Origin of the sequence: Flavobacterium mesophilum (genome assembly GCF_039581405.1) — a bacterium.
Lineage (GTDB): Bacteria > Bacteroidota > Bacteroidia > Flavobacteriales > Flavobacteriaceae > Flavobacterium.
Map to the genome: position 1 here is coordinate 862,226 of NZ_JBCPXZ010000003.1, position 23,184 is coordinate 885,409.

The 23,184-nt window shown below is 34.8% G+C and carries 25 protein-coding genes; 11 read left to right on the top strand and 14 right to left on the bottom strand.

Translation table 11 applies throughout. The features are described 5' to 3' along the window. The first annotated feature begins 55 nt into the window (after positions 1-55). Both AAYQ19_RS12640 and AAYQ19_RS12645 read left to right on the top strand, forming a co-directional pair. Positions 56-1,297, top strand: a complete 1,242-nt coding sequence (locus AAYQ19_RS12640) for a peptidase U32 family protein (RefSeq protein WP_343536713.1) — start codon at positions 56-58, stop codon at positions 1,295-1,297. Further along, on the top strand, positions 1,297-1,527 hold the full coding sequence (locus AAYQ19_RS12645) for a ferredoxin (protein ID WP_039118414.1): 231 nt from the start codon (positions 1,297-1,299) through the stop codon (positions 1,525-1,527). The genes AAYQ19_RS12640 and AAYQ19_RS12645 overlap by 1 nt, the downstream gene beginning before the upstream one ends. 53 nt (positions 1,528-1,580) lie before the next feature. On the opposite strand, the gene AAYQ19_RS12650 is transcribed toward AAYQ19_RS12645, so the two are convergent. Beyond that, positions 1,581-3,008 carry a hypothetical protein gene (locus AAYQ19_RS12650; protein WP_343536715.1) on the bottom strand — a complete coding sequence of 476 codons (1,428 nt, stop codon included), beginning with the start codon at positions 3,006-3,008 and terminating at the stop codon, positions 1,581-1,583. Between the two features lie 221 nt (positions 3,009-3,229). Here AAYQ19_RS12650 and AAYQ19_RS12655 point away from each other — a divergent pair, with 221 nt between their 5' ends. The 5 genes from AAYQ19_RS12655 (at position 3,230) to AAYQ19_RS12675 (ending at position 8,986) form a co-directional block, all read left to right on the top strand. After that, positions 3,230-4,585, top strand: a complete 1,356-nt coding sequence (locus AAYQ19_RS12655; RefSeq protein WP_343536716.1) for a PSP1 domain-containing protein — start codon at positions 3,230-3,232, stop codon at positions 4,583-4,585. Then, complete coding sequence (locus AAYQ19_RS12660) at positions 4,569-5,048, top strand: gliding motility lipoprotein GldH (RefSeq protein ID WP_343536717.1); 480 nt, start codon at positions 4,569-4,571, stop codon at positions 5,046-5,048. The genes AAYQ19_RS12655 and AAYQ19_RS12660 overlap by 17 nt, the downstream gene beginning before the upstream one ends. 8 nt (positions 5,049-5,056) lie before the next feature. Continuing rightward, complete coding sequence (locus tag AAYQ19_RS12665) at positions 5,057-7,363, top strand: penicillin-binding protein 1A (RefSeq protein ID WP_343536719.1); 2,307 nt, start codon at positions 5,057-5,059, stop codon at positions 7,361-7,363. A 169-nt stretch (positions 7,364-7,532) separates the two neighbouring features. Beyond that, positions 7,533-8,234, top strand: coding sequence for a CoA transferase subunit A (locus tag AAYQ19_RS12670; RefSeq protein WP_343536720.1), 702 nt, complete (start codon positions 7,533-7,535; stop codon positions 8,232-8,234). A gap of 98 nt (positions 8,235-8,332) precedes the next feature. Further along, a complete protein-coding gene (locus AAYQ19_RS12675) occupies positions 8,333-8,986 on the top strand; it encodes a CoA transferase subunit B (RefSeq protein ID WP_343536721.1) in 654 nt (217 codons plus the stop codon). Between the two features lie 139 nt (positions 8,987-9,125). On the opposite strand, the gene AAYQ19_RS12680 is transcribed toward AAYQ19_RS12675, so the two are convergent. Continuing rightward, positions 9,126-9,653: a DUF6646 family protein gene (locus AAYQ19_RS12680; RefSeq protein WP_343536722.1), complete on the bottom strand. Its 528-nt coding sequence runs from the start codon at positions 9,651-9,653 to the stop codon at positions 9,126-9,128. Positions 9,654-9,701: 48 nt separating this feature from the next. After that, positions 9,702-10,436, bottom strand: coding sequence for a metallophosphoesterase family protein (locus tag AAYQ19_RS12685; protein ID WP_343536723.1), 735 nt, complete (start codon positions 10,434-10,436; stop codon positions 9,702-9,704). A gap of 137 nt (positions 10,437-10,573) precedes the next feature. Between AAYQ19_RS12685 and AAYQ19_RS12690 the strand changes: the two genes are divergently transcribed. From AAYQ19_RS12690 to AAYQ19_RS12700, 3 genes are all read left to right on the top strand, one after another. After that, on the top strand, positions 10,574-11,077 hold the full coding sequence (locus AAYQ19_RS12690; protein ID WP_343536724.1) for a hypothetical protein: 504 nt from the start codon (positions 10,574-10,576) through the stop codon (positions 11,075-11,077). 100 nt (positions 11,078-11,177) lie between these two features. Then, positions 11,178-12,260, top strand: a complete 1,083-nt coding sequence (gene dinB, locus AAYQ19_RS12695) for a DNA polymerase IV (protein ID WP_343536725.1) — start codon at positions 11,178-11,180, stop codon at positions 12,258-12,260. A gap of 96 nt (positions 12,261-12,356) precedes the next feature. After that, the gene (locus AAYQ19_RS12700) at positions 12,357-12,857 is read left to right on the top strand and encodes a PAS domain-containing protein (protein WP_343536726.1); all 501 of its coding nucleotides are present in this window, start codon (positions 12,357-12,359) and stop codon (positions 12,855-12,857) included. A gap of 104 nt (positions 12,858-12,961) precedes the next feature. Here the strand turns inward: AAYQ19_RS12700 and AAYQ19_RS12705 are convergent, their stop codons facing one another. The 10 genes from AAYQ19_RS12705 to AAYQ19_RS12750 form a co-directional block, all read right to left on the bottom strand. Beyond that, on the bottom strand, positions 12,962-14,566 hold the full coding sequence (locus tag AAYQ19_RS12705; RefSeq protein ID WP_035108271.1) for a fumarate hydratase: 1,605 nt from the start codon (positions 14,564-14,566) through the stop codon (positions 12,962-12,964). A gap of 74 nt (positions 14,567-14,640) precedes the next feature. Next, positions 14,641-15,378: a hypothetical protein gene (locus tag AAYQ19_RS12710; protein WP_343536729.1), complete on the bottom strand. Its 738-nt coding sequence runs from the start codon at positions 15,376-15,378 to the stop codon at positions 14,641-14,643. Between the two features lie 46 nt (positions 15,379-15,424). Next, positions 15,425-16,864, bottom strand: coding sequence for a spore maturation protein (locus AAYQ19_RS12715; protein ID WP_343536730.1), 1,440 nt, complete (start codon positions 16,862-16,864; stop codon positions 15,425-15,427). A 108-nt stretch (positions 16,865-16,972) separates the two neighbouring features. After that, entirely contained in the window at positions 16,973-18,046 is a 1,074-nt protein-coding gene (locus tag AAYQ19_RS12720; RefSeq protein WP_343536731.1) for a winged helix DNA-binding domain-containing protein, read from the bottom strand. 89 nt (positions 18,047-18,135) lie between these two features. Continuing rightward, a complete protein-coding gene (locus tag AAYQ19_RS12725) occupies positions 18,136-18,849 on the bottom strand; it encodes a 3'-5' exonuclease (protein ID WP_343536732.1) in 714 nt (237 codons plus the stop codon). Positions 18,850-18,926: 77 nt separating this feature from the next. Then, positions 18,927-19,151: a hypothetical protein gene (locus AAYQ19_RS12730; protein WP_343536733.1), complete on the bottom strand. Its 225-nt coding sequence runs from the start codon at positions 19,149-19,151 to the stop codon at positions 18,927-18,929. Positions 19,152-19,181: 30 nt separating this feature from the next. Further along, positions 19,182-19,658, bottom strand: coding sequence for a methylated-DNA--[protein]-cysteine S-methyltransferase (locus AAYQ19_RS12735; protein WP_343536734.1), 477 nt, complete (start codon positions 19,656-19,658; stop codon positions 19,182-19,184). A gap of 109 nt (positions 19,659-19,767) precedes the next feature. Then, positions 19,768-20,583 (bottom strand): Rossmann-fold NAD(P)-binding domain-containing protein, encoded by an 816-nt coding sequence (locus tag AAYQ19_RS12740; RefSeq protein ID WP_343536735.1) that lies wholly within the window; start codon positions 20,581-20,583, stop codon positions 19,768-19,770. 170 nt (positions 20,584-20,753) lie between these two features. Further along, complete coding sequence (locus tag AAYQ19_RS12745) at positions 20,754-21,203, bottom strand: GNAT family N-acetyltransferase (RefSeq protein WP_343536736.1); 450 nt, start codon at positions 21,201-21,203, stop codon at positions 20,754-20,756. Then, on the bottom strand, positions 21,188-22,090 hold the full coding sequence (locus AAYQ19_RS12750; protein WP_343536737.1) for a LysR family transcriptional regulator: 903 nt from the start codon (positions 22,088-22,090) through the stop codon (positions 21,188-21,190). Before AAYQ19_RS12750 ends, AAYQ19_RS12745 begins: the two co-directional genes overlap by 16 nt. 145 nt (positions 22,091-22,235) lie before the next feature. On the opposite strand from AAYQ19_RS12750, the gene AAYQ19_RS12755 reads away from it, so the two are divergent. After that, a complete protein-coding gene (locus tag AAYQ19_RS12755; RefSeq protein ID WP_320569224.1) occupies positions 22,236-22,631 on the top strand; it encodes a rhodanese-like domain-containing protein in 396 nt (131 codons plus the stop codon). Between the two features lie 130 nt (positions 22,632-22,761). Here AAYQ19_RS12755 and AAYQ19_RS12760 read toward each other — a convergent pair whose 3' ends face one another. After that, positions 22,762-23,181 (bottom strand): SRPBCC family protein, encoded by a 420-nt coding sequence (locus AAYQ19_RS12760; RefSeq protein WP_343536739.1) that lies wholly within the window; start codon positions 23,179-23,181, stop codon positions 22,762-22,764. Positions 23,182-23,184 lie beyond the last annotated feature (3 nt).

Consider the following 23,184-nt stretch of genomic DNA (forward strand, 5'->3'; position numbering starts at 1 on the left):
TCGATTGTTAGATGGCTAAATTCGAAAAACATGCCATCGGAATAATAAATCAAAAATGACACTTACAAATAAAATAGAACTAATGGCTCCCGCTGGGAACTTTGAGTCGCTTCAGGCAGCTTTAGATAATGGATGTGATTCTGTATATTTTGGTGTTGAACAACTCAACATGCGTGCAAGATCAACAGTGAATTTTACAATCGAAGATTTAAAAGAAATCGCTAATCGCTGTGTAGCCAAAAACGTTCGAAGCTATTTGACATTAAACACGATTATTTACGATCACGATCTATCGGTCGTAAAAGCATTGTTGAATAAAGCGAAAGAAGCTAATGTCACCGCCGTAATTGCATCAGACCAAGCTGTAATTGCTATGGCAAGATCAATCGGAATGGAAGTTCATATTTCTACTCAATTGAATGTGACTAATATCGAAACCATTAAATTTTACAGTTTATTTGCCGATACGATGGTTTTAAGTCGCGAGTTGAGTTTGCGTCAAGTAAAGAAAATCACGGAGCAAATTGAAAAAGAACAGATCAAAGGTCCAAACGGAAATTTAGTAGAAATCGAAATTTTTGGCCACGGAGCTTTGTGTATGGCGGTTTCGGGAAAATGTTATTTGAGTCTGCATTCGCATAATTCCTCTGCAAATCGTGGTGCTTGCAAACAAAATTGCCGAAAAAAATATACCGTTATCGATCAGGAAACCGGTTTCGAAATCGAATTGGATAACGAGTACATGATGTCGCCAAAAGATTTATGCACAATCGACTTTTTAGATCAGGTAATTGATTCTGGAATTCAGGTTTTAAAAATCGAAGGACGCGGACGTGCGCCGGAATATGTGGCAACAGTTATCAAAACCTACCGTGAAGCAATTGATGCTTATTATGATGGAACTTTTTCAAAAGAAAAAACCGCAGTTTGGATGGAAGCTTTAAATACGGTTTACAATCGTGGTTTTTGGTCAGGATATTATTTGGGGCAAGAATTAGGAGAGTGGAGCGATATTCCTGGATCTGCTGCAACTCAAAAGAAGGTTTATGTTGGAAAAGGAACGCATTATTTTCCAAAAGCCGAAGTTGGTCAATTTAAAATAGAAGCTTACGATATTAAAGTCGGAGATAAAATTTTGGTAACTGGACCAAGTACAGGAGCTCAAGAAATGATTATTGACGAAATGTTCGTGAACGATCTTACGGTAGAAAAAGCAACCAAAGGAGACGATTGTACTTTCAAACTGCCTTTTAGAATCAGAATGTCGGACAAACTATATAAAATTGTTGAGGCATAATGGTGATCATTACTTTACAAAGAGACAAATGCATTGGCTGTAATTACTGTGTTGAAATGGATCCGGTTCATTTTCAAATGTCTAAAAAAGACGGAAAATCGGTTTTACTTCATTCGCAGAACGCAAAAGGCTTTTTTACTTTAAAGTCTCCAAATCATGCCATTGTAGAAAGCTGTGAATTGGCGGCAAAAGCTTGTCCGGTTAAAATTATTACCGTTAAGGAAACTTAGAAATCATAATTTATAAAAAAGAAAAGAGTCGCAATTTGCGACTCTTTTCTTTTTTAGGCTTGTTGAATATTTTCAGGTATTATTGTTTCTTGAATTTCGTCCCATTCTTCGGCTTTCCAAAATATGGAAATGTGAAGATTGTACAAGCCCATAGCGCCATAAGAAAAAACACAAGCATAATAGAGGCCAGTAGTCAAATCTCGATATAAACAGAATATTGTCGCTAAACCTAATAAAGCTAAAGCAATCCAAACGCCAATTCTGAAATATAATATTAGAATATATAACACTATAAATCCTGAAATTATATAAATCAAGTTTTCACGATCTAGACCAAGTCCGATAAACTTGTAAATGCCATATGTGCTTACTAATATCAAAATAAATAATTGAAGATAGGATCTGTTTTGTTCATCAGTATATTCTATTTCTAAAAACTCATTATTGGTTAAAGGAGTTCTTTTTCGGAAATAAAATACCAAAGTAAATAGATTAATTACTGGAACAAAACTAAAGAGATAAATCCATAATGGTCTTCTTCGTAATGCGGTCAATTGTAAAAGCAGCAATTGTGAAAACAATAAATAGACAAATACAATTTGGAAAATGACATGAATAAAACTATTTAGAGCACCCAAAACATCTAAAATGCTAGCGTCTATATTTGTAAACCAACTCACTGAAAAGTTTTCTGTGAAATTCAAATGGAGCGAAATCAAAAAAGTAAATAAAATTACGAAGTGTAAAGTGAATTTATTTCTTGTCAAAAAAGAAGCAGGCGGCATTTTTGTAAAATTCTTGAAAGAAAATCCCGCATCTAACAGAAATATGAAATAGAAAAAAGATAGTGGTATAAAAACCATTATAATACTAGTTCCGTAAGAATAAATAGAGCTGCCCAACTCATCAATTAATACAATTGAAACCAGTTTTTGATATAATGCATCAATGTTTATAAGAGCGATCAGCCCAATCAAATATCCCAAGATGCTTATTTTTTTTCCATATAATATTTTTCCGCGAAAAGCACCGTATAATGCATACGAAGGAAAGTAGCTAAGTATGGAAATTAGAGCCAAGGGAAAAGGACTGGAAACTACAAAATCATAAAAACCAGAATATGCTTTAATGATAAAGAATACTGTAGAAGGTAAACCTAACAACAGAACAATTTTGATTTTGTCATATTTCTTTTCGTACACAGCTTCCCAGCAAAGTATTGCCACCATGATCAATAGGTCGATAATCATATTAATGGTTTTTGCCCAAATTGGAAGTTCAACAAAAGGGGTAAGTATACCTGCTAAACCAAGACCTCCTGATTTTGTAATATTGAAATTGTTTATGATAAATTGTTTGATGACAAGAAGTAAGATAATAATAGCCAAAGGCAATAGAATCTTTTTGAACTTTAAAAAATTAAAATTTTTAAAATAGTTTGCTTCTTTTTTTTTGTCTTCTAGTAAAATTTCAGTGCTCATTATTGGTTAAGTTTCGTTTTTTGGGTTTGTTAGGTTTTTTTGTACAAGTAAACTTAACAAAATTTAGTTTCCTTTTGGAATTATTTTGAGATAGAAAATTTCTTTTTTTATTTAACAAACCATTAGTTTTAATCCATATAGAGCAAAATAAAAAAAATACTATCTTTACCGATTAAACGTTTATGAACTTAAGTTGCTTTTGCAACACTACATATATAATTATGGCATGTACAAGTTGTTCAACCTCAGATGGTGGCGCACCAAAGGGTTGTAAAAATAATGGGACTTGCGGCACCGATAGCTGCAATAAATTGACGGTTTTTGACTGGCTTTCAAACATGAGCCCGTCTAATGGAGAGGCTATTTTTGATTGTGTTGAGGTTCGTTTTAAAAACGGACGTAAGGAATTTTTTAGAAATTCAGAAAAACTAACTTTAAGTATTGGCGATATTGTAGCAACTGTTGCTTCACCAGGACATGATATTGGAATTGTGACTCTTACAGGAGAATTGGTTAAAATTCAAATGAAGAAAAAAGGAGTGAATTATGAAAGTAATGAGGTTCCAAAAATTTACAGAAAAGCATCGCAAAAAGATATTGATATTTGGTCTGTGGCGCGTGATCGTGAAGAACCAATGAAAGTTCGCGCACGTGAATTGGCGATTCAGCATAAATTGGAAATGAAAATTTCTGATATTGAATTTCAAGGCGACGGATCGAAGGCGACATTTTATTACACAGCAAATGACCGTGTCGATTTTAGAATGTTGATTAAAGATTTTGCAAAAGAATTCAGTACTAGAGTAGAAATGAAACAAGTTGGTTTCCGTCAGGAAGCGGCTCGTTTAGGTGGAGTCGGTTCTTGCGGACGTGAGCTTTGCTGTTCTACTTGGTTGACTGATTTTAGAAGTGTTAATACTTCAGCAGCTCGTTATCAGCAATTATCATTGAATCCACAGAAATTAGCAGGACAGTGTGGTAAATTAAAATGCTGTCTGAACTATGAGTTAGACACTTACATGGATGCTTTAAAAGATTTTCCAGATTACGATACCAAACTAATCACAGAAAAGGGTGATGCTGTTTGCCAAAAACAAGATATTTTTAAGGGATTAATGTGGTTTGCATATACAAACAACTTTGCAAATTGGCATGTTTTAAAAATTGATCAGGTAAAAGAAATTATTGCCGAAAATAAACAGAAAAACAAAGTTTCTTCGTTAGAGGATTTTGCAATCGAAGTGACTTCAGAGCCTGAAAAAGACTTTAATAATGCAATGGGTCAAGAGAGCTTAACTCGTTTTGACCAACCAAAAAGAAAGAAAAAACCAAATCGCAAACGCAAGCAAAATGCAGAAAATGCAACTGTTGCGGCGCCAGCACAAAATAAGCCACAGCAAGCAAACAACAACAATAATAATAAGCAAGGTGGCGGAAATCCGAATAAATCGAACAAGCCTCACAACAAGCAAAATCATTCGAATAAAAACAAGCAAAACGATAATAAACAGAATGATAACAAATCTGCTGAGCCTAGAAAACCAATAATTATTACTAAAAATGAGAATAAAAAATAGCGGAATTCTTTTGTTGGCTGCAATACTTCTTTTCTCTTGTGATAAGAAAAGGGTATTTGATGAATACAAATCAGTTGGAAGTGCCTGGCATAAAGACAGTGTGGTGACTTTTGATTTGCCAGTTTTAGATTCTACCAAAAAATACAATTTATTTGTAAATTTGAGAGACAACAACAATTACCCTTTCAATAATTTGTTCTTGATTGTTGCTCTTGAAACACCAAGTGGTTTTACCAAAGTCGATACGTTAGAATATCAAATGGCAAATCCAGACGGAACTTTATTAGGAAATGGCTTTACAGACATCAAAGAAAGTAAGCTGTATTACAAAGAAGATGTAAAATTTAAAGGAAAATATAAAGTTCACATTAAACAAGCTGTAAGAGAATCAGGCAAAATTCCTGGTGTTGAAGCTTTAGAAGGTATTACAGACGTAGGTTTTAGAATAGAACAAAAAGATTAGAAATAGTTATGGCAGCCAAAAAAAACAACCAATCAAATAGCGTTAAAGATATTAATTACTATAAAAAGAAATTCTGGCGAATTTTTGCCTATACTTTACTGGGTATTTTGGCTTTCTTTTTATTTGCCTCTTGGGGATTATTCGGCTCAATGCCTTCTTTTGAAGATCTTGAAAATCCCGATTCGAATTTAGCTACCGAAATTATTTCTTCAGATGGAGTAGTAATTGGTAAATATTTCAAAACCAACAGATCACAGCTTAAATATTCAGATTTACCAAAAAGTCTTGTGGAAGCTTTAGTTGCTACTGAAGATGCACGTTTTTACGAACACTCAGGAATTGACGGTCGCGGAACTTTAAGAGCAATTTTCACTTTGGGAACAAATGGAGGAGCGAGTACCTTGACACAACAGCTTGCAAAACAATTGTTTCATGGTGAAGGGTCTAAATTTCTTCCTTTCAGGATTGTTCAGAAAATAAAAGAATGGATTATTGCTATTCGTTTGGAAAGACAATATACCAAAAATGAAATTATAGCAATGTATTGCAATGTCTACGATTTCGGAAATTATTCGGTTGGAGTGAGTTCTGCAGCGCAGACTTATTTTTCGAAAGATCCAAAAGATTTGACAATGGATGAATCGGCTATTTTAGTAGGAATGTTCAAAAACTCAGGTTTATATAATCCAGTTCGTAATCCGCAAGGTGTGAAAAACCGTCGTAATGTGGTGCTTTCGCAGATGGAAAAAGCAAAAATGATCACAACTGCTGAAAAGTTAAGATTACAAGCTTTGCCAATTACGCTAAAATTCAAATTGGAAAGCCACCGTGAAGGTATGGCAACTTATTTCAGAGAATACCTTCGTGATTACATGAAAAAATGGGTAACTGAAAACAAAAAGCCAGACGGTTCAGATTATGATATCTACAAAGATGGTTTGAAAATTTATACGACTATCGATTCAAGAATGCAACTTTATGCAGAAGAAGCGGTTTCTGAACACATGAAAAACTTGCAACAGCAGTTTTTTATTGAAATGAAAACCAATAAAAATGCGCCGTTCGTAAATATCACTCAAGCAGAAACTGATAGAATCATGATGCAGGCGATGAAAAACTCTGATCGTTGGGCAATTATGAAAGACATGGAAAAAAGCGAAGATGATATCATTGCATCTTTCAAAGTAAAAACAAAAATGCGCGTATTTACTTGGAAAGGTGAACGCGATACAGTAATGACACCGCTTGATTCTATTCGTTACTACAAACACTTTTTGCAATCAGGTTTAATGGCAATGGAGCCACAAACTGGTAACATTAAAGCTTGGGTGGGAGGAATCAATTACAAATATTTCCAATACGATCACGTAGGCCAAGGAGCGAGACAAGTGGGTTCTACTTTCAAACCATTTGTTTATGCGACTGCAATTGAGCAATTAAACATGTCTCCTTGTGATTCAATTTTAGATGGTCCTTTTATGATTCACAAAGGACGTCACCATGTAACAGAAGATTGGGAACCAAGAAACTCTGACAACAGATACCGTGGAATGGTGACTTTAAAACAAGGTTTGGCAAACTCAATCAACACAGTTTCGGCTAAATTGATCGACAGAACAGGGCCAGAAGCAGTTGTTGAATTGACAAAGAAATTAGGAGTAAAAACTGAAATTCCAGTTCAGCCTTCAATTGCGCTTGGAGCGGTTGATATTACGGTTGAAGATATGGTTGCGGCTTACAGTACATTCGCAAATCAAGGAGTTTATGTAAAACCACAGTTTTTAAGCCGTATTGAGAATAAAAGTGGAGAGGTTATTTATGAGCCAATTCCGGAATCTCATGATGTTTTAAATAAAGATATTGCTTTTGCAGTAATCAAATTATTAGAAGGTGTTACCGAAACCGGTTCTGGTGCGCGTTTACGAACGCAAGGTGGAGGAAGCGGAGATAATCGTTGGACAGGATATCCATATATGTTCAAAAATCCGATTGCAGGTAAAACAGGAACAACACAAAACCAATCAGATGGTTGGTTTATGGGTATGGTTCCGAACTTAGTAACAGGAGTTTGGGTTGGTTGCGAAGATCGTTCAGCTCGTTTCAAAAGTTTGACTTACGGACAAGGAGCTACTGCAGCATTGCCAGTTTGGGCTTATTTTATGAAGAAATGTTATGCTGATGAAGCACTTCAAGTTTCTAAATCAGAATTTGAACGTCCGGCTAATCTTTCTATTAAAGTAGATTGTTACCAAAGACCTGCAGTTGTAAAAGATACTACAGAAACAGAACAAAATACAGACGAATTTGAATTGTAATTTTTATTCGACCTAAAAATAAAAGTATCCTTTTGGAATCTTCTTAAACTTGGAAGTGGACAAAAGGATATTTTTTTTATGCTAAATTTTTATTTTTTACGAAATCGATATAATTCAATCTAAAAATCTTATTTTTATCAAAAATATACAGTAATAAAGATACTTTGTTATGATAACAAAAAAAGTAAATAATGTTCAGGAGGCAATCCAAGGAATCGAAAGCGGTATGACAATTATGTTTGGCGGTTTCGGATTATGTGGAATTCCTGAAAATACAATTGCGGCATTAGTTAATACGTCAATCTCAAATTTGACTTGCATTTCAAATAATGCAGGTGTAGATGATTTTGGTTTAGGATTGCTTTTGCAAAAGAAGCAAATCAAAAAAATGATTTCATCTTATGTGGGAGAGAATGCAGAATTCGAGCGTCAAATGCTTTCTGGAGAACTAGAAGTGGAGTTGACGCCACAAGGAACTTTAGCAGAAAGATGTCGTGCAGCTCAAGCCGGAATTCCAGCCTTTTTTACACCAGCAGGTTATGGAACTGAAGTTGCCGAAGGGAAAGAGGCCCGCGAATTCAATGGAAAAATGCACATAATGGAAGAAGCGTTCAAAGCCGAATTTGCAATTGTAAAAGCATGGAAAGGCGATGAAGCTGGAAATCTAATTTTTAAAGGAACTGCGAGAAACTTCAATGCATGCATGGCCGGAGCGGGAAAAATAACAATTGCTGAGGTTGAAGAACTGGTTCCGGTTGGAACTTTAGATCCAAATCAAATTCATATACCAGGAATTATGGTACAACGTATTTTTCAAGGTGAAAAATTTGAGAAAAGAATTGAGCAACGCACCCTGCGTGCAAGGAATTAGATAATTAGAAAATGGGGCAATTAGATAATTTTAAAACAATTATCTAAATTATCAAATTGACTAATTGGCACATTAAAAAAAATGACACATTAAAAAATATGTTGACAAAAGAAGATATAGCAAAGCGAATTGCAAAAGAAGTAAAAGATCGTTATTTCGTAAATCTTGGAATCGGTATTCCGACTTTAGTTGCGAATTATGTTCGAGAAGATATAGCGGTTGAATTCCAAAGTGAAAATGGAGTTCTCGGCATGGGACCTTTTCCTTTTGAAGGAGAAGAAGATGCCGATATTATCAATGCGGGAAAACAAACCATCACGACACTTCCGGGAGCAAGTTTCTTTGATTCGGCTTTCAGTTTCGGAATGATTCGCAGTCAAAAAGTTGATTTAACTATTTTGGGCGCAATGGAAGTTTCTGAAAATGGAGATATTGCCAATTGGAAAATTCCAGGCAAAATGGTAAAAGGAATGGGAGGCGCAATGGATTTGGTGGCTTCCGCCGAAAATATCATCGTGGCAATGATGCACGTAAACAAAGCTGGAGAGTCAAAAATTTTGAAAAGATGTACTTTGCCATTAACAGGCGTAGGATGCGTTAAAAAGGTCGTAACTGAGCTTGCGGTTCTCGAAGTAACTGAAAAAGGTTTTAAGCTCTTAGAACGCGCGCCAGGTGTTTCGGTCGAGCACATCATCGCTTCAACTGAAGCTGATTTGATAATTGAAGGCGAAATTCCTGAAATGGTTATTTAATTGAGCGACAAAGTCACAAAGGCCCAAAGGTACACAGTGATTAAAAGAAATAGTAAAAAAGAAAAACCGCCTATTGAGGCGGTTTTTTATTTTTAAACTTAGAACCTTAGTGCCTTAGCATCTCAGTCCCTAAAATTTATTATAGGTTGAAAGAAGCTCCTAAACTAAAAGTAGCTTGATTATTCAAATGATCAAAAACATCATTATTTGCACTGTATTTTGCAATTGGGAAACCGATTTCTGTAAAAACACCAAATCCTTCAGTGAAGAAATAGCGTCCTCCAATGTGTCCTCCAAAATTTTTCAAACCTAAACTTAAACCTGGGTAAACATCTAATTGCTCTATTCCAATAACACTGCTTAAGTTAGCATTAATTCTTGCTTTTGCATCAAAACGATCTTTGAACTCTGGTTTGTAATCATTGTATGGCGTTGGGTGATCACCATAAATACCGTTGAAATTGTTTACGCCAAGTAAATAATTTGAAACAAAACCAAAAGAGAAATTTTCTCCTAAACCAAAATCAACAGAACCTTGAATTCCAGAACCACCATCTTGTAGATTAGCACCAACATTTACTTTGATATCGCCTTTGCCCTTAAAAGCTTGTTGCGCATTAACAAATCCGAATGACACTAAAAACAAGAGTGTAATAACTTTTTTCATAAAACTTAAATATTAATTATTTTGCGGTGCAAATGTATATTTAATATTTTAATTCCTACCTTTTTCCTCAGGATATAATTCGTTTAATGGTTCGCTTTGCCAGAATTCCTTGGTGTCCACGTTTAAGATGGTCAATGGACCTTTGAACGCGGCGCCGGTATCAACATTCCAAACACAAGCTTTGTTTATTGGAACGGTTTGGCCAATTCGTGTTACAGGCGTATGTCCAATATAAATTTCTTTATAGACGGTAAAACGTTTTGGATAATATAAATCATCAGGTTTTAATTCGGGGTTCAAAGCTAGTGCCGATTCCCAAAGTGTTCTGTCCCAATAAAATAATTTTGGAAAATATTCCCAGACTACACCATTCAAATTGGTAAATCCGGCGTGAACAAAAAGACGGTTTTCATCATCCAGATAATAATCTTTTAACGATTCTAAAAAGGCAATATGGGTTTTCTTTTTTTCTTCTGAAAGTTTAGAATATCCTTCAACAGTTGCTTTTCCGCCATGTTTGTACCACATTTCTTCATCAAAATCTTCATGTCTGTTTTCAAGCCAATCCAAGGCCAATTGATCATGATTTCCTCTGATGCAAATGCATTTCTGTTTGCTTTTAAGATCAATTAAAAAATCGATTACCTCGGCAGATTGGCTCCAGCCGTCTACATAATCGCCTAAAAAAATAAGAGTATCTTCAGTAGTAACTTTGGCTTTACTCAACACTTGCTCAAGTGCGCGTAATCCTCCGTGTATGTCGCCTATAACAAATGTTCGCATTTTTTAAAAATTTCGAGTAAGGAGTACAAAAATAGAGAAAATGATTTGTTTGGAATCATTTAGTTGTTAATCTTTGCGAACCTGATAATTTTTTCAGCAAATAACAACTAACATAACCCAAAATCAAAAATCAATTTATGAAAAGAAATTTAACTATTTTATTTTTAATGCTTACGCTTGCAGGTTTTGCTCAAGGAAAACTTACTTATGGAAGTGGTGGTACCGTTTACAATGCTGAAGGCGAAAAAGTAAGAACAGATTTAGTTCGAGCACTGATGAATGAAAATGCCGAAGCTTTGGCGCTTTATAATTCTGGAAGAAATAAAAAAACATGGGGAAATGTTCTTTTTTATGGTGGCCTTGGACTTGTTGCTACGAATCTGATTATCGCATCAAATACAGACATTAATTCTTCGTCAGGAGGTTATAATCCAAATCCATCTGAAAAGTCAAATATGACAGCAGCGATTATTGGAGGTGCTATGCTTGTCGCGTCTATTCCAATAAAAATTGGATATCCAAAAAAAATCAAAGCAGCACTTGAAAAATACAATGCTGGTTTGGCTTCTAATTATAAGCCAGCGCCAAAAACGACGTTAGTTGCTAGTACAAACCAAATTGGTTTTAGAGTAGAATTTTAAAAGTTTTACTGAAAAAGGTGATAAGCTGCAGTTTGTTACTGCAGCTTTTTTTATGATTTTTTAGTATCTATTTTCAGGCTTTCCTATTTAAATTTGTAGCATGTCTGAAACGCCTACATATCGAAAAATTATCCATATTGACATGGATGCTTTTTATGCTTCTGTAGAGCAAATGGATAATCCTGCTTTACGCGGAAAACCTGTTGCAGTTGGTGGTTCAGAGAATAGAGGGGTAGTTTCGGCAGCGAGTTATGAGGCTAGAAAATTTGGTGTTCGAAGTGCAATCAGCGGAGTCTTGGCTAAAAAATACTGTCCTGAAATTATTTTTGTTCGTCCGAGATTTGATCGCTACAGAGAAATATCTTCCAAAATTCATAAAATTTTTCATGAATACACTGATCTGGTGGAACCGCTTTCGCTTGACGAAGCCTATCTGGACGTAACAAATAATAAAAAAGGAAATCCAAGTGCGAGTTTATTGGCGCAAGAAATTCGCCTCCGAATCCTGAATGAAGTCGGACTTACAGCATCTGCAGGAATTTCTGTCAATAAATTTGTGGCTAAAATTGCGAGTGATGTCAATAAGCCAAATGGCCAAAAAACGGTTAATCCAGATGAAATTTTAGCTTTTTTAGAAGAATTGCCAATCCGAAAGTTTTATGGTGTCGGAAAAGTGACGACCGAAAAAATGTATCAGCTCGGAATTTTTACAGGAGCCGATTTAAAAAGCAAAACCGAAGAATTCTTGGAAAAGCATTTCGGAAAATCTGGTGCTTTTTATTATAAAGTGGTGCGTGGCATACACAATAGCGAAGTAAAACCGCATAGAATAACAAAATCAGTTGCAGCAGAACATACTTTCGATATTAATTTATCGTCTGAGATATTCATGCTTGAACAGCTTGAAAAAATTGCAGGATCGCTTGAAAAGCGCTTGAAAAAGCACAAGATTTCGGGTAAAACCGTTACGCTGAAAATTAAGTATAGTGATTTTACGCAACAAACTCGGAGTAAGACGCTTCCGTATTTTATTTCTGATAAAAGTTTGATTTTAGAAGTTGTCGAGGAATTGCTTTACCAAGAACGAATGAAAGATTCTGTGAGATTGCTCGGAATTTCGCTAAGTAACTTAAATACAGAGGAAAAGAAGGCTGTTGTTGTTCAGTTAAAATTTTCTTTTTGATTTGTTATAATATGAAAAAATACGGTTTCCCGTAATAGAAACTGGAGTTTTCGCTTTACCTTTGAGAGAAAAGATGTCTCATTTAAATTACTCCAAATGAAAAACGCTGACCTTGAAGATCCTTCTTATCGATATTCAGTTCCCATTTTGGCATGGGATTTTCATTATGAATATATAAACGAATTGAAAGCCATGGCTTCTGATTTGAAAAAAGTACATCAAATTTCTGCCCAATTTTCATGGAATGAAAAAGGCTTGAAAATCGAAGAACGCATTAAAAACGAAGTAATTGTAATTACCGATTTGAATTTAAAAATCGTTTTTGCTTCCAGTAAAATCAAAAGAATGACGGGTTATACCGAAGCTGAAGTTTTAGGGAATACACCTAAAATGTTTCAGGGCCCAGAAACTTGCCCAACTGCTTTACGAGAAATCAGAGAAGCGATTCAGCTTAAAACTTCCTTTGAGAAAACAATCGAAAACTATAAAAAAAATGGAAAGGTTTATAGTTGCCATATCAGCGGTTTTCCCGTTTATAATTTTAAAGGCGAAGTTTCCCATTTTATCGCTTTCGAGAAAAATGCATTAAGCGCTTAATCATAAAAACTAAAGACAAAGTATATAAAAAATAAAACCGTCCCTCTGGACGGTTTTTATTTATCTTAGAACCTTAGCAACTCAGTACCTTAGCCCCTAAAAAACTATAAATTTTCAAAGAAATCATTTCCTTTGTCGTCTGTAATAATAAATGCCGGGAAATCTTTTACAGTGATTTTACGAACAGCTTCCATTCCTAATTCTTCAAAATCAACAACTTCAACTTTCAAGATATTGTCTTGTGCCAAAATCGCAGCAGGACCTCCAATAGAACCCAAGTAAAAGCCACCGTATTTATTGCAGGCATCCGTAACTTGTTTGGTACGGTTTCCTTTTGCTAACATTACCATGCTTCCGCCATTCTTTTGGAATTCATCCACATAAACGTCCATACGTCCGGCAGTTGTTGGACCAAAACTTCCTGAAGGCATTCCTTCTGGTGTTTTTGCTGGACCAGCATAGTAAACTGGGTGATTTTTGAAATATTCCGGCATTGGTTTTCCGGCGTCTAGTAATTCTTTGATTTTTGCGTGCGCAATATCTCTGGCAACAATAACAGTTCCGTTTAATTTCAAACGCGTTTTGATTGGGTATTGAGACAATTTAGCCAAAATATCCGCCATAGGCTGATCTAAATCAACTTCAACCGGAGCTTCTAAATGTGGAGCAGTTTCTGGTAAAAATTGCTTCGGATTTACTTCTAATTGCTCAACAAAGATTCCGTCTTTAGTAATTTTTCCTTTGATATTTCTATCTGCCGAACATGAAACTCCTAATCCAACTGGACAAGAAGCCGCGTGACGAGGCAAACGAATAACACGAACATCATGCGTGAAATATTTTCCGCCAAACTGAGCTCCAATTTCGCTTTCTTGACAGATTTTTTGAACGCGTTCTTCCCATTCTAAATCACGAAACGCCTGACCAGCCATATTTCCTGAAGTTGGAAGATGATCATAATAACCTGCAGATGCTTTTTTAACAGCGCTTAAGTTCGCTTCCGCAGAAGTTCCACCAATAACTAAAGCCAAGTGGTAAGGAGGACAAGCCGAAGTTCCTAAATCTTTGATTTTTGCACGGATAAATGCGTCCAAAGATTTGTCATTCAGTAATGATTTTGTTTGCTGGTATAAATACGTTTTATTCGCAGATCCTCCACCTTTTGCCATAAACAAGAACTCGTAAGAAGCTCCTTTTTTAGCATAAATATCAATTTGTGCTGGAAGATTTGAACCTGAGTTTTTCTCTTCAAACATCGAAATCGGAACAATCTGAGAATAACGTAGATTACGTTTTTGGTAAGTGTTGAAAATTCCTTTGCTCAACCATTCTGCATCATCAACTCCTGTGAAAATGCTTTCACCTTTTTTAGCCATTACAATTGCAGTTCCTGTGTCTTGGCAACTTGGCAATTGACCTTCGGCCGCAACAGATGCATTTTGCAATAAATTATAAGCTACAAAACGATCATTGTCTGTCGCTTCTGGATCGTCAAGAATGTTTCTTAATTTTTGTAAATGTGTCGTTCTCAACATGAACGAAACATCTGTAAGTGCTTCTTCAGCTAATAATTCTAATCCTTTTGGATCAACAGTCAAAATTTCGCGTTCTCCAAATTTTTCAACTTTTACAAAATCAGAAGTGATTTTGCGGTATTGTGTCTCATCCTTTAAGATTGGATAAGGATCTTGGTATATAAAATCAATCATTGTTTTGTTTTTTTACAAAGTTAGAAATTATTTACCTAAGAAAGAATTTGAATTAGGCCGCTTTAAAGAGTTTCTTATTGATTTTGATACTCATCAAAAGTCATCTTTTTTTCAAAATAACTTTTGTCTTTTACTGATAATAGTTTCTTTTTCCAGTGATTTCCCTCTAATGAAAATGAAGTAGAGTCGGAATATTTTAAGATTCCCGAATCTTCAGGGCCATTGTCGTCGGGTTCGAAAGAAACCGTTTTGCAATAAAAGTTAAAGGTTTTTGTGTCAGGCTCAGTTGAAGAGTTTAGAATTTCAACCCAACTTCCCCATCCACTGTCAGTCATTGAAACCCATTGGTGAATCTGTTGTAATTCTTTGTTTTTTAAGTAATACAAATAATTTTCTTGGGCATAACCACAGGCAGGATAGCCAACTGCGATTTGTATAAAGGGAGAGTTTTTAGAATTGTCTGACGTTAATCCATACGAAGCCATCCATTCAGAACCTTTTTGAAAACCTTTTATCACAATTTTTGATGTTGCGGTTTTGGATTTATTCTGATAAAAATCAAGTCTAAAAGTTGCTGTTGCAATACTGTCTTTGTCTAATTGCTGATCCACCAAATTTGCTAAAATATAATCTGAAGACCCAACTTCCTTTGCATCAATGGAAATTGTATCTGTTTTGATGATCTTTTCATCATTTGAAACGGCCAATGTTTCTACCGATTTGTCGTTTTTTGTAATTGAAGGTGTATTTGTAGGTTTTGTTTTTTGACATCCAGTCAAGAGCAATGCAAAAAAGAAAGGGGCTAGCTTCATAAAGTGTTTAAATTAGATTTTCAGATATATACCTTACATTGCAATCCTAAAAAAACCAGGTCGCCACAAAAATCGCTGTAATCACGCAAATCAAATCAACTAAAAGCATTGTTCCCAATGCATAACGCGTGTTTTTGATGTTTACAGATCCAAAATAAACCGCGATAACATAAAAAGTACTCTCGGCACTACATTGAAAAATACTGCTCAATCTTGCGGTTAAAGAATCGGCGCCAAAAGTGTTCATTGAGTCAATCAAAAATCCTCTTGAACCTGCAGAGCTAAATGGACGAAGCATAGCAACAGGCAATGCGTTTGTGATTTCTTTGCTTACGCCAAGATTTGAAAATACAAAAGCAATTCCGTCGCTAATAATTTCGAATAATCCACTGTTTCGGAATAATGAAATTGCAACCAACATTCCTAGGACATAAGGGAAAATTGTAACTCCCGTTTTAACTCCATTATTTGCTCCAACTACAAAAGTGTCGAAAACAGTGGTATTGGCATCTGAGAATTTCTTTTCGTGCATGAAAGAGAAAATCAACGTAAAGACAACGATTGTAAGTAATATTAATCCTGAAAGATTAGAAGTAAAGTAATTTTTTCCAATTAAATCCAAATGATTTACATACATCAATAAACCAACAATTGCCGCAATCATGGTAATTAAACCGATTAGAAGCGAAGCACTTTTAAAATTGATTTTTTGTTTGATTCCTACAATCAAGAAAGCTGCAATTGTTCCAATAAACGAAGTAATAACACAAGGAAGAATTACATCGGCTGGATTTGTAGCATTTGCCGCAGCGCGATATCCAATAATCGAAGTTGCGATCAAAGTTAAGCCTGATGCGTGTAGACACATAAACATAATTTGTGCATCACTCGCTTTGTCTTTTTCGGGATTTATTTCTTGCAAACTTTCCATTGCTTTTAGTCCAAAAGGCGTTGCGGCCGAATCTAATCCCAAAAAATTGGCAGCAAAGTTTAACGTCATGTAGGATATCGATGCGTGATTTTTAGGAATACTTGGAAATACTTTCACAAAAACTGGACTCAAAACTTTAGCTAATTTTCCAGAAGCGCCAGAAATGATTAGGAGTTCCATTATACCGCAGAAAAAAGCTAAATATGCGATAAGTGGCAGAATCAAATCAACTAAAGTGGTTTTACAAGTTGGCAATAAGCCGTCAGATTTTTGAAGACCGCTGTAGATTTTTACAGTTTTGTTTTTGTAAACGTATGTCGTGTCAGCATTTAGCGTGTCACGATTGATAATCATGGTTTGATCTTTAGCTTTTGAAATGCTGTCTTTGATGAAAGCAGGAAGTTCTTCAATGTATTTTTCAGAAACCAAAATTGGGTCATCTTTTTTTCCATTCAATACAGAATCAATCGTATAAGTATTGGCAGTGAACAAGCTAACTGCAATAAAAAGAATCGAAGAAATGAAAATCGCTAACCAAAATCTGCTTAAAACCATAATTGTATTTTTTTGTAAATGTAATTATTTAGCAATAATAAGCATAAAGATTATACGTGAAACCATTTATTCTTGGTATTAAAAGCAATTATATAATTGAAAATTGACCTATTCGATAACAACTTTGGTTTCCAAATAGGTTTCAAAAGATTTAATTCCTTCAAATAAAACCTGTTTTTTATCTGTTTCAAAGTCTTTAAAAAATTCCGTTTCGATTTTCGCGTGATCTTTTTTGATGGTTCTTTTCCAAATTCCAATCACTTTTCCGTTTTCTAAAATTATGGGTTTGAAGATGCCATTATTGGTAAAAACTTTTGTTTGATGGTCTGTTTGAAAAGAGGCTTCACGAGTTTTATACGAAATTAGTATCTCATCAAAAGCTGGTAGAAAATGCACGCTTTCGCGGAAGTTATTCTGATCTTTTAAATCTTTTTTAAACCAATATTGCTGATTATCAATGGTTGTTCTGTTTAATTGCAACTCTATTGCATTAATTGCTTTTTGGCAAATTGTTGGCGCAAAACCCGACCACCACGAAAAATCTAGAACTGTTGCTGGACCGTGACTTTCAAAATAACGCAAAGCGAGTTTTGCTAAAGCTTCTTCTTTGGGTAGTTTAGAATTTGGTTTAGAAACTCTTTCTTCGAGCAAGGCATACGTAATTTGTTTGCCTTTCATTTTTCCATTGCAAACCAAACCATCCAATTCAGCATTCATCATGATAGCAGCGCTTAAGAAATCGGCACTTGAACTTCTCTTAATGCCGAGTTCCTGCATAATTTCGTCGCGTGTCAAATGATTATTTCCTGCCAATAGTTTTTCGATGAAGGAATTTGCATCATTTAATTTCTTTTCATCAAAACCATATTTCTTAGCGGCAGAAATTGTAAATCTTTTCACTTGTGGAGCCGATAGATCCAACATCCAATAAATATCATCAGGCGAAACAAAATGCCAAGTCGGACGCAAAATATGGGTTCGGATAATTTTGCCTGAATTTATAGCTTCTTCAATCTCTTTTTCTGAGGAATTACAACGTGAACCAATTGCCCATTTTGCCATTGCATAATCCTGAGCCTGCATAGCACCAAAATGCTTCACAATTTCTTGTGGAGAACAAGAACTTGTTTTATAAAGCTTTTGCGAAACCAAACGGTAATGTGAAATTTCCTCGTGTGTCATTTTAAACCATATAAGTGATATAAGTTCATTTAAAAATTAAGGCTAAAAAACTTAGTATCTCAGAACCTTAGCACCTTAGCATCTCAAAATTATACATGAATAATTTCCTCATCAATTAACAAATCTTCTCTTCGCAAGCGCAAGAAAATCTGAGCGACAGCAATCGTATCTTTTTCGCAATACGTAATGATTCGGTCTATATCTTTTTCTACATAAAAAACATGAGCAACTTGGCTTCCATCAATATCGCCTTTTGGCGATGGTACTCCTAAAATCTTGGTGAGCAGTTTTAAAGAAGTGAAATGTTTATAATCGCCAAATTTCCATAATTCCAAAGTGTCTAAATGCGGAATCTCCCAAGGTTTTTTTCCGAATAAATTCAGCTTTTCAGGAATTGGCATTTGATTGATGATCATTCTTCGAGCAATAAACGGAATATCGAATTCTTTTGAATTATGGCCGCACATTAAATGCTGTGGCTGATTAAAATGATTGTTGATCAAGTTCGAAAAATCTTTTAAGATTTTCTTTTCTTCACCAAAAAATGAAGTCACTCTAAAATTTCGAATATCTCCTTTGATGGTAAAAAAACCAACCGAAATGCATATTATCTTTCCAAATTCAGCCCAAATTCCGGCGCGTTCATAAAATTCTTCTGGAGAAAATTCATCTTTTCGCTGATATTGCGTTTTTAAATCCCAAAGTGACTGCATTTCCGCGTCAAGCGAATTGAAGTTCTCTTCTTCAGGAACGGTTTCTATATCCAGAAATAAAATGTTATTGAGGTTTATTTTTTCAATCATATTTTAGAGTTCTTAGATATTAGATTTTTAAATTTATGTTTTACAAATATGCGTAAAATTCTTACTATTATTGGGTTTTATTTTATAAATCGACAAATGACCCCAATTTTGTCAGCTTCTTTCAAAAAATATTGAGCTAAATTTTCATTATCAATTTCGAGAGTTATTTGAATATCGTCCAACAGATTATCAAAATTAGCTTTACTTTCTTTTAAACCAATTCCTAATATTTCATTTTGTAGCTTTACAAATGAGACTGCTTTTATGCCTTCTCGCCAACCTTCCAAAACTACTTTTGCCATAATTTTTTTAAGTAAACTGATAAATTTCGATTAAAACAGGCTCTGTTGTTGAGATGGCGATTCATGTTCTAAAAGCCATTTTTTGCGAGAAAGTCCGCCAGCGTATCCGGTTAAAGATCCGTTTGTGCCAATAACACGGTGACACGGAACCACAATCCAAAGCGGATTTTTACCATTTGCAGATGCTACAGCACGAATTGCTTTTACATCCCCCAATTTTTTGGTCTGATCCATATAACTAACGGTTTTTCCGTACGGAATTTCCAATAGAGCTTTCCAAACTTTCTGCTGAAATTCGGTTCCTTGCGGATTTAGTTTGAGATCAAAATCGGTTCTTTTGCCTTCAAAATATTCGTTTAACTGTAAAACGGCATCTTGTAAAACTTCAGGAATGATTTCTGAAACTTCATTTGTGCCAACATCAGAAACAGAAATTACCGAAATACCATTTTCATCTCCAATAATTTTGGTGATTCCGAGAGGTGAATTGATGTAAACGATTTCCATAATTTTGGGTTTAAAAACAAAGTTCGCGAATTTTTTTGAACCATATAAGTTATATAAGTTCATTTAATCAAAACGTCTAAACTTAAATTTCTTATATGATTTATATGGTTTAATATTCGTCGAGTTTAAACTTGTATCTTAAAATAGTTTCAATTTTTTCACTCGAAATCACCTTTTTGATATTTGATTTTACAGAACTGAATTTGGGTTCTGGTAAATTCATTTTAATCGCCTTTTGGGAATAAAACGCCTCTCTTGTTGGATGAAATGGTGCAACGGCGTTAAAAATGGCATTCCATTTGGACTTATTTATGATTTCTTCAATTACTCCGATGCAATCATTTAAATGAATTAAATTGATTGGAGCATCTGGGTTTTCTAGATTTTCTTTTCCAGCTAAATGTTTTACTGGATGGCGATCTTCGCCAATCAATCCACCGAAACGGAGAATTGTGGTTTCAAAGTTTTGATTTTCTCGAAGAAGATTTTCGGCTAAAACTAATTGTTTGCCACTTTCTGTTTCCGGATTTGGGATGGTTTCTTCTGTAATCAAATCGTTATCATCACCATAAACCGATGTGGAACTCACAAAAAGTACTTTCTTAACCAATGATTTTTCTATAAACGGAATTAAGTTTTTGATTTTTTCTACAAAAGCTTTTTTCTCAGCATTAGAATCAGCTGTTCTTAATTTTGGTGGAATATCAATAATAAGAATTTCGCTTTCGGCTAAAAAATCAGCGATGTTTTCAGAAATTCCTTCACTTTCAAGCGTCACTAAAAACGGATTTATTCCAGCATCTTTTAAAATTGAAAGTTTATTTTCTGAAGTTGTTGAGCCGTTTATTGAATTGCCTTTTGTAATTAATGTTTTTGCTAAAGGAAATCCGAGCCAGCCACAGCCAAGTATGCTTATTTTTGTCATTTTTTTATTTTTGAGGGTCAAAGGAACAAAGGGTCAGAGGTTCAAAGGTTTTGTTTCACGCAGACTTGGCAGATTTTTACAGAACTTATTTGAAATAATTATCTGCGTATATCTGCTTAAATCTTTTTAAAATCTGCGTGAAATAAAAAGACTTCGCGAGATTAAATTTTTCACAAAGTTAAAGTAAATCGTACTTTGTCTTTTCCTGTTGCACCCATTCTGTTATAAAATTTAATCGCTCTTGTATTGAATTCTGGCGTTTGCCACTGAATATTAACGCAATTGTTTTGTTTTCCGATTTCTTTTAATTTCTCGATTAAGATTTCGCCAATTCCAAAACCTCTTGTTTCTTCTTCCAAAAACAGACAATCCATGTAAAGAAAGTTTTGTGCGTTCCAGGTTGAAAAATCAAAAGTATAAGAGGTGTAACCAACAATAGTTTCTTTTGAAGCTACAACCAAGCAGAATAACTTCGGATTTTGGCCAAATAAAGCGTTTTTTAAGCCTTCTTCTTTTCCTTCGGGAGAAAATTCAGCTTTTTCAAATTCGGCATGTTTTTGAAGTAAAATTAGTAGTTTGGGCAAATCTGTGATTTCACAGTTTCTTATTGAATATTCCATTGTAAGTTAATTTCGTTTTGTAAAAAGCTGATAAAATGATGAAAATAATCAGGATAATTTTCATTTGCACGAGTAGCGATGAAATGTTTCCTTTTCAAACCATTTTTTCCAACTTTAACTGCTCGTAAAGAAGTTGTCTTTGAATAGGGAGTAAAAGCCCATTTTGCCATCGACATTACTCCCATATCGGCTTTTACCATTTCGAGAGAAGCTTCAGTTAAGGGCATTGGTGTTATTTTCTTTGGGCTTACTTTGGCTGGAGCCAAAAGAAATTGATGAATAGTTACGGTTTCCAACGGAAGCGAATGAATAATCAAATGTTCGTTAATGAAATCTTCGGCTAGAACATATTTTTTATCGGCCCAAACATGATTCTCCGAAACAACCATAACCATTTCATCCTGAAAAAGTTCTTGATATTTGATGTTGACGTCTTTTATCTGATCGCTTACAATGGCAATATCAATGGTGTTTTCCAGCAATTTTTGCAGCGGAATATGAGTGGCTTCGGCTACAATTTTCAATTCAACATTCGGATATAAAAGATGGAATTGCTTTAAAACTGATGGCAACCAATGGTAACTCGAAAAACATTCGGTACTGATTCTGATTTCGCCATGTTCGCCAAAAACCATTTGTTTGATTTGAGTTTCGGTTTCAGCCAATTTGTTTAGGATTTCATTGGCAAGTTCGTAGATTTTTTCGCCCGCTTTTGTCAATACCAGTTTTTTATTCGTTCTTAAAAAAATAGCGGTTCCCAATTGATATTCGGCTTCTTTGAGCTGATGACTCAAAGCCGATTGTGTCAAATGAAGTTTGTCAATCGCTTTGGTGATGCTTCCTTCTTCGACGATTGCTTTTATCAATTTTAAGTGGCGTATTTCCATTTTGAGAGGTATTTCTACAAAGTAACAAAATTTTAGAGTGGCTTTTGTATGAAAAAAAGTAATGCTCTTGATGAATTCTTTTCGTTTTTCTGGTGTTTGGTGTTCGGCTAATTTTGGAAAAGTAAAACATTAAAATCGAAACAACATGGAAGCACAAATTAAACATTATGAAAACAAATTAGCTTTTGAAATGGATCCATCAGATTTATTTGAAGCGTTAAATAACGGCGAAAAAATAATCGTAATCGATGCTAGAAGAGCTTTTGGTTATGATGAAGAACATATTCCGAATGCGATTAACATTCCGCATCGCGAAATGAATTTAGAAACCACACAGCATTTAGACAAAGATATTTTGTATGTGACATATTGCACGGGAATTGGATGCAACGCTTCAACAAAGGGAGCTTTGAATATGACGAAATTAGGTTTTAAAGTAAAAGAGCTAATTGGCGGATTGGAATGGTGGAAAATCGACGGCTATGCAACCGAAGGCACAAAAGGTGAGAAGCAAGGTTTAAAAATCGAATGCGCTTGTTGATTATTTAGGCAAAGGTACAAAGTGACAAAGGTGCAAAGATTAAAAAAGCACTATGAAAATAGTGCTTTAGTTTTTTCGATAAGTAGAGAAACCTTTGTCACTTTGTACCTTTGTCACTTTGAACCTAATTTTAAGACTCAATTAAAGCTTTCAAACCTTGAAGAATTGGATTATCCTCACCTTGCGGTTCTTCTTGGACAGCGCCCGGACGATTATCTTCTTGGATTATTTCGAGTTTTGTTTTCCGATTTTCTTCAGTCAAAACATAATTCATTATGAAATAATTCTCCGGTTTATCTTCTAACCCTGGTCTTGGAAAAAACAAAGAATATTTAATTTTCTGATTTGGAACAACTTCTAAAACTGTTCCCCATTGTTCAAAAATTTGGCCTTCCCATTCATTTCTAAATCTGATTTCGCTTCCCGTTTTCCAATCTGTAAGCAAATCACTTCCGTATTGCCATTGTTTGACTAATTCTGGTTGTGTTAATGCGTTCCAAACTTTTTCGACTGGGGCATTCAAAATGATTGTAGAAATATTTGTTGCCATCTA

What these genes read in the sequence shown, in the direction of transcription:
- AAYQ19_RS12640 (WP_343536713.1), top strand. Translation starts at nt 56, where the DNA reads ATGACACTTACAAATAAAATAGAACTAATGGCTCCCGCTGGGAACTTT.
- AAYQ19_RS12645 (WP_039118414.1), top strand. Translation starts at nt 1,297, where the DNA reads ATGGTGATCATTACTTTACAAAGAGACAAATGCATTGGCTGTAATTAC.
- AAYQ19_RS12650 (WP_343536715.1), bottom strand. Translation starts at nt 3,008, where the DNA reads ATGAGCACTGAAATTTTACTAGAAGACAAAAAAAAAGAAGCAAACTAT.
- AAYQ19_RS12655 (WP_343536716.1), top strand. Translation starts at nt 3,230, where the DNA reads ATGGCATGTACAAGTTGTTCAACCTCAGATGGTGGCGCACCAAAGGGT.
- AAYQ19_RS12660 (WP_343536717.1), top strand. Translation starts at nt 4,569, where the DNA reads ATGAGAATAAAAAATAGCGGAATTCTTTTGTTGGCTGCAATACTTCTT.
- AAYQ19_RS12665 (WP_343536719.1), top strand. Translation starts at nt 5,057, where the DNA reads ATGGCAGCCAAAAAAAACAACCAATCAAATAGCGTTAAAGATATTAAT.
- AAYQ19_RS12670 (WP_343536720.1), top strand. Translation starts at nt 7,533, where the DNA reads ATGATAACAAAAAAAGTAAATAATGTTCAGGAGGCAATCCAAGGAATC.
- AAYQ19_RS12675 (WP_343536721.1), top strand. Translation starts at nt 8,333, where the DNA reads ATGTTGACAAAAGAAGATATAGCAAAGCGAATTGCAAAAGAAGTAAAA.
- AAYQ19_RS12680 (WP_343536722.1), bottom strand. Translation starts at nt 9,653, where the DNA reads ATGAAAAAAGTTATTACACTCTTGTTTTTAGTGTCATTCGGATTTGTT.
- AAYQ19_RS12685 (WP_343536723.1), bottom strand. Translation starts at nt 10,436, where the DNA reads ATGCGAACATTTGTTATAGGCGACATACACGGAGGATTACGCGCACTT.
- AAYQ19_RS12690 (WP_343536724.1), top strand. Translation starts at nt 10,574, where the DNA reads ATGAAAAGAAATTTAACTATTTTATTTTTAATGCTTACGCTTGCAGGT.
- dinB (WP_343536725.1), top strand. Translation starts at nt 11,178, where the DNA reads ATGTCTGAAACGCCTACATATCGAAAAATTATCCATATTGACATGGAT.
- AAYQ19_RS12700 (WP_343536726.1), top strand. Translation starts at nt 12,357, where the DNA reads ATGAAAAACGCTGACCTTGAAGATCCTTCTTATCGATATTCAGTTCCC.
- AAYQ19_RS12705 (WP_035108271.1), bottom strand. Translation starts at nt 14,566, where the DNA reads ATGATTGATTTTATATACCAAGATCCTTATCCAATCTTAAAGGATGAG.
- AAYQ19_RS12710 (WP_343536729.1), bottom strand. Translation starts at nt 15,378, where the DNA reads ATGAAGCTAGCCCCTTTCTTTTTTGCATTGCTCTTGACTGGATGTCAA.
- AAYQ19_RS12715 (WP_343536730.1), bottom strand. Translation starts at nt 16,864, where the DNA reads ATGGTTTTAAGCAGATTTTGGTTAGCGATTTTCATTTCTTCGATTCTT.
- AAYQ19_RS12720 (WP_343536731.1), bottom strand. Translation starts at nt 18,046, where the DNA reads ATGACACACGAGGAAATTTCACATTACCGTTTGGTTTCGCAAAAGCTT.
- AAYQ19_RS12725 (WP_343536732.1), bottom strand. Translation starts at nt 18,849, where the DNA reads ATGATTGAAAAAATAAACCTCAATAACATTTTATTTCTGGATATAGAA.
- AAYQ19_RS12730 (WP_343536733.1), bottom strand. Translation starts at nt 19,151, where the DNA reads ATGGCAAAAGTAGTTTTGGAAGGTTGGCGAGAAGGCATAAAAGCAGTC.
- AAYQ19_RS12735 (WP_343536734.1), bottom strand. Translation starts at nt 19,658, where the DNA reads ATGGAAATCGTTTACATCAATTCACCTCTCGGAATCACCAAAATTATT.
- AAYQ19_RS12740 (WP_343536735.1), bottom strand. Translation starts at nt 20,583, where the DNA reads ATGACAAAAATAAGCATACTTGGCTGTGGCTGGCTCGGATTTCCTTTA.
- AAYQ19_RS12745 (WP_343536736.1), bottom strand. Translation starts at nt 21,203, where the DNA reads ATGGAATATTCAATAAGAAACTGTGAAATCACAGATTTGCCCAAACTA.
- AAYQ19_RS12750 (WP_343536737.1), bottom strand. Translation starts at nt 22,090, where the DNA reads ATGGAAATACGCCACTTAAAATTGATAAAAGCAATCGTCGAAGAAGGA.
- AAYQ19_RS12755 (WP_320569224.1), top strand. Translation starts at nt 22,236, where the DNA reads ATGGAAGCACAAATTAAACATTATGAAAACAAATTAGCTTTTGAAATG.
- AAYQ19_RS12760 (WP_343536739.1), bottom strand. Translation starts at nt 23,181, where the DNA reads ATGGCAACAAATATTTCTACAATCATTTTGAATGCCCCAGTCGAAAAA.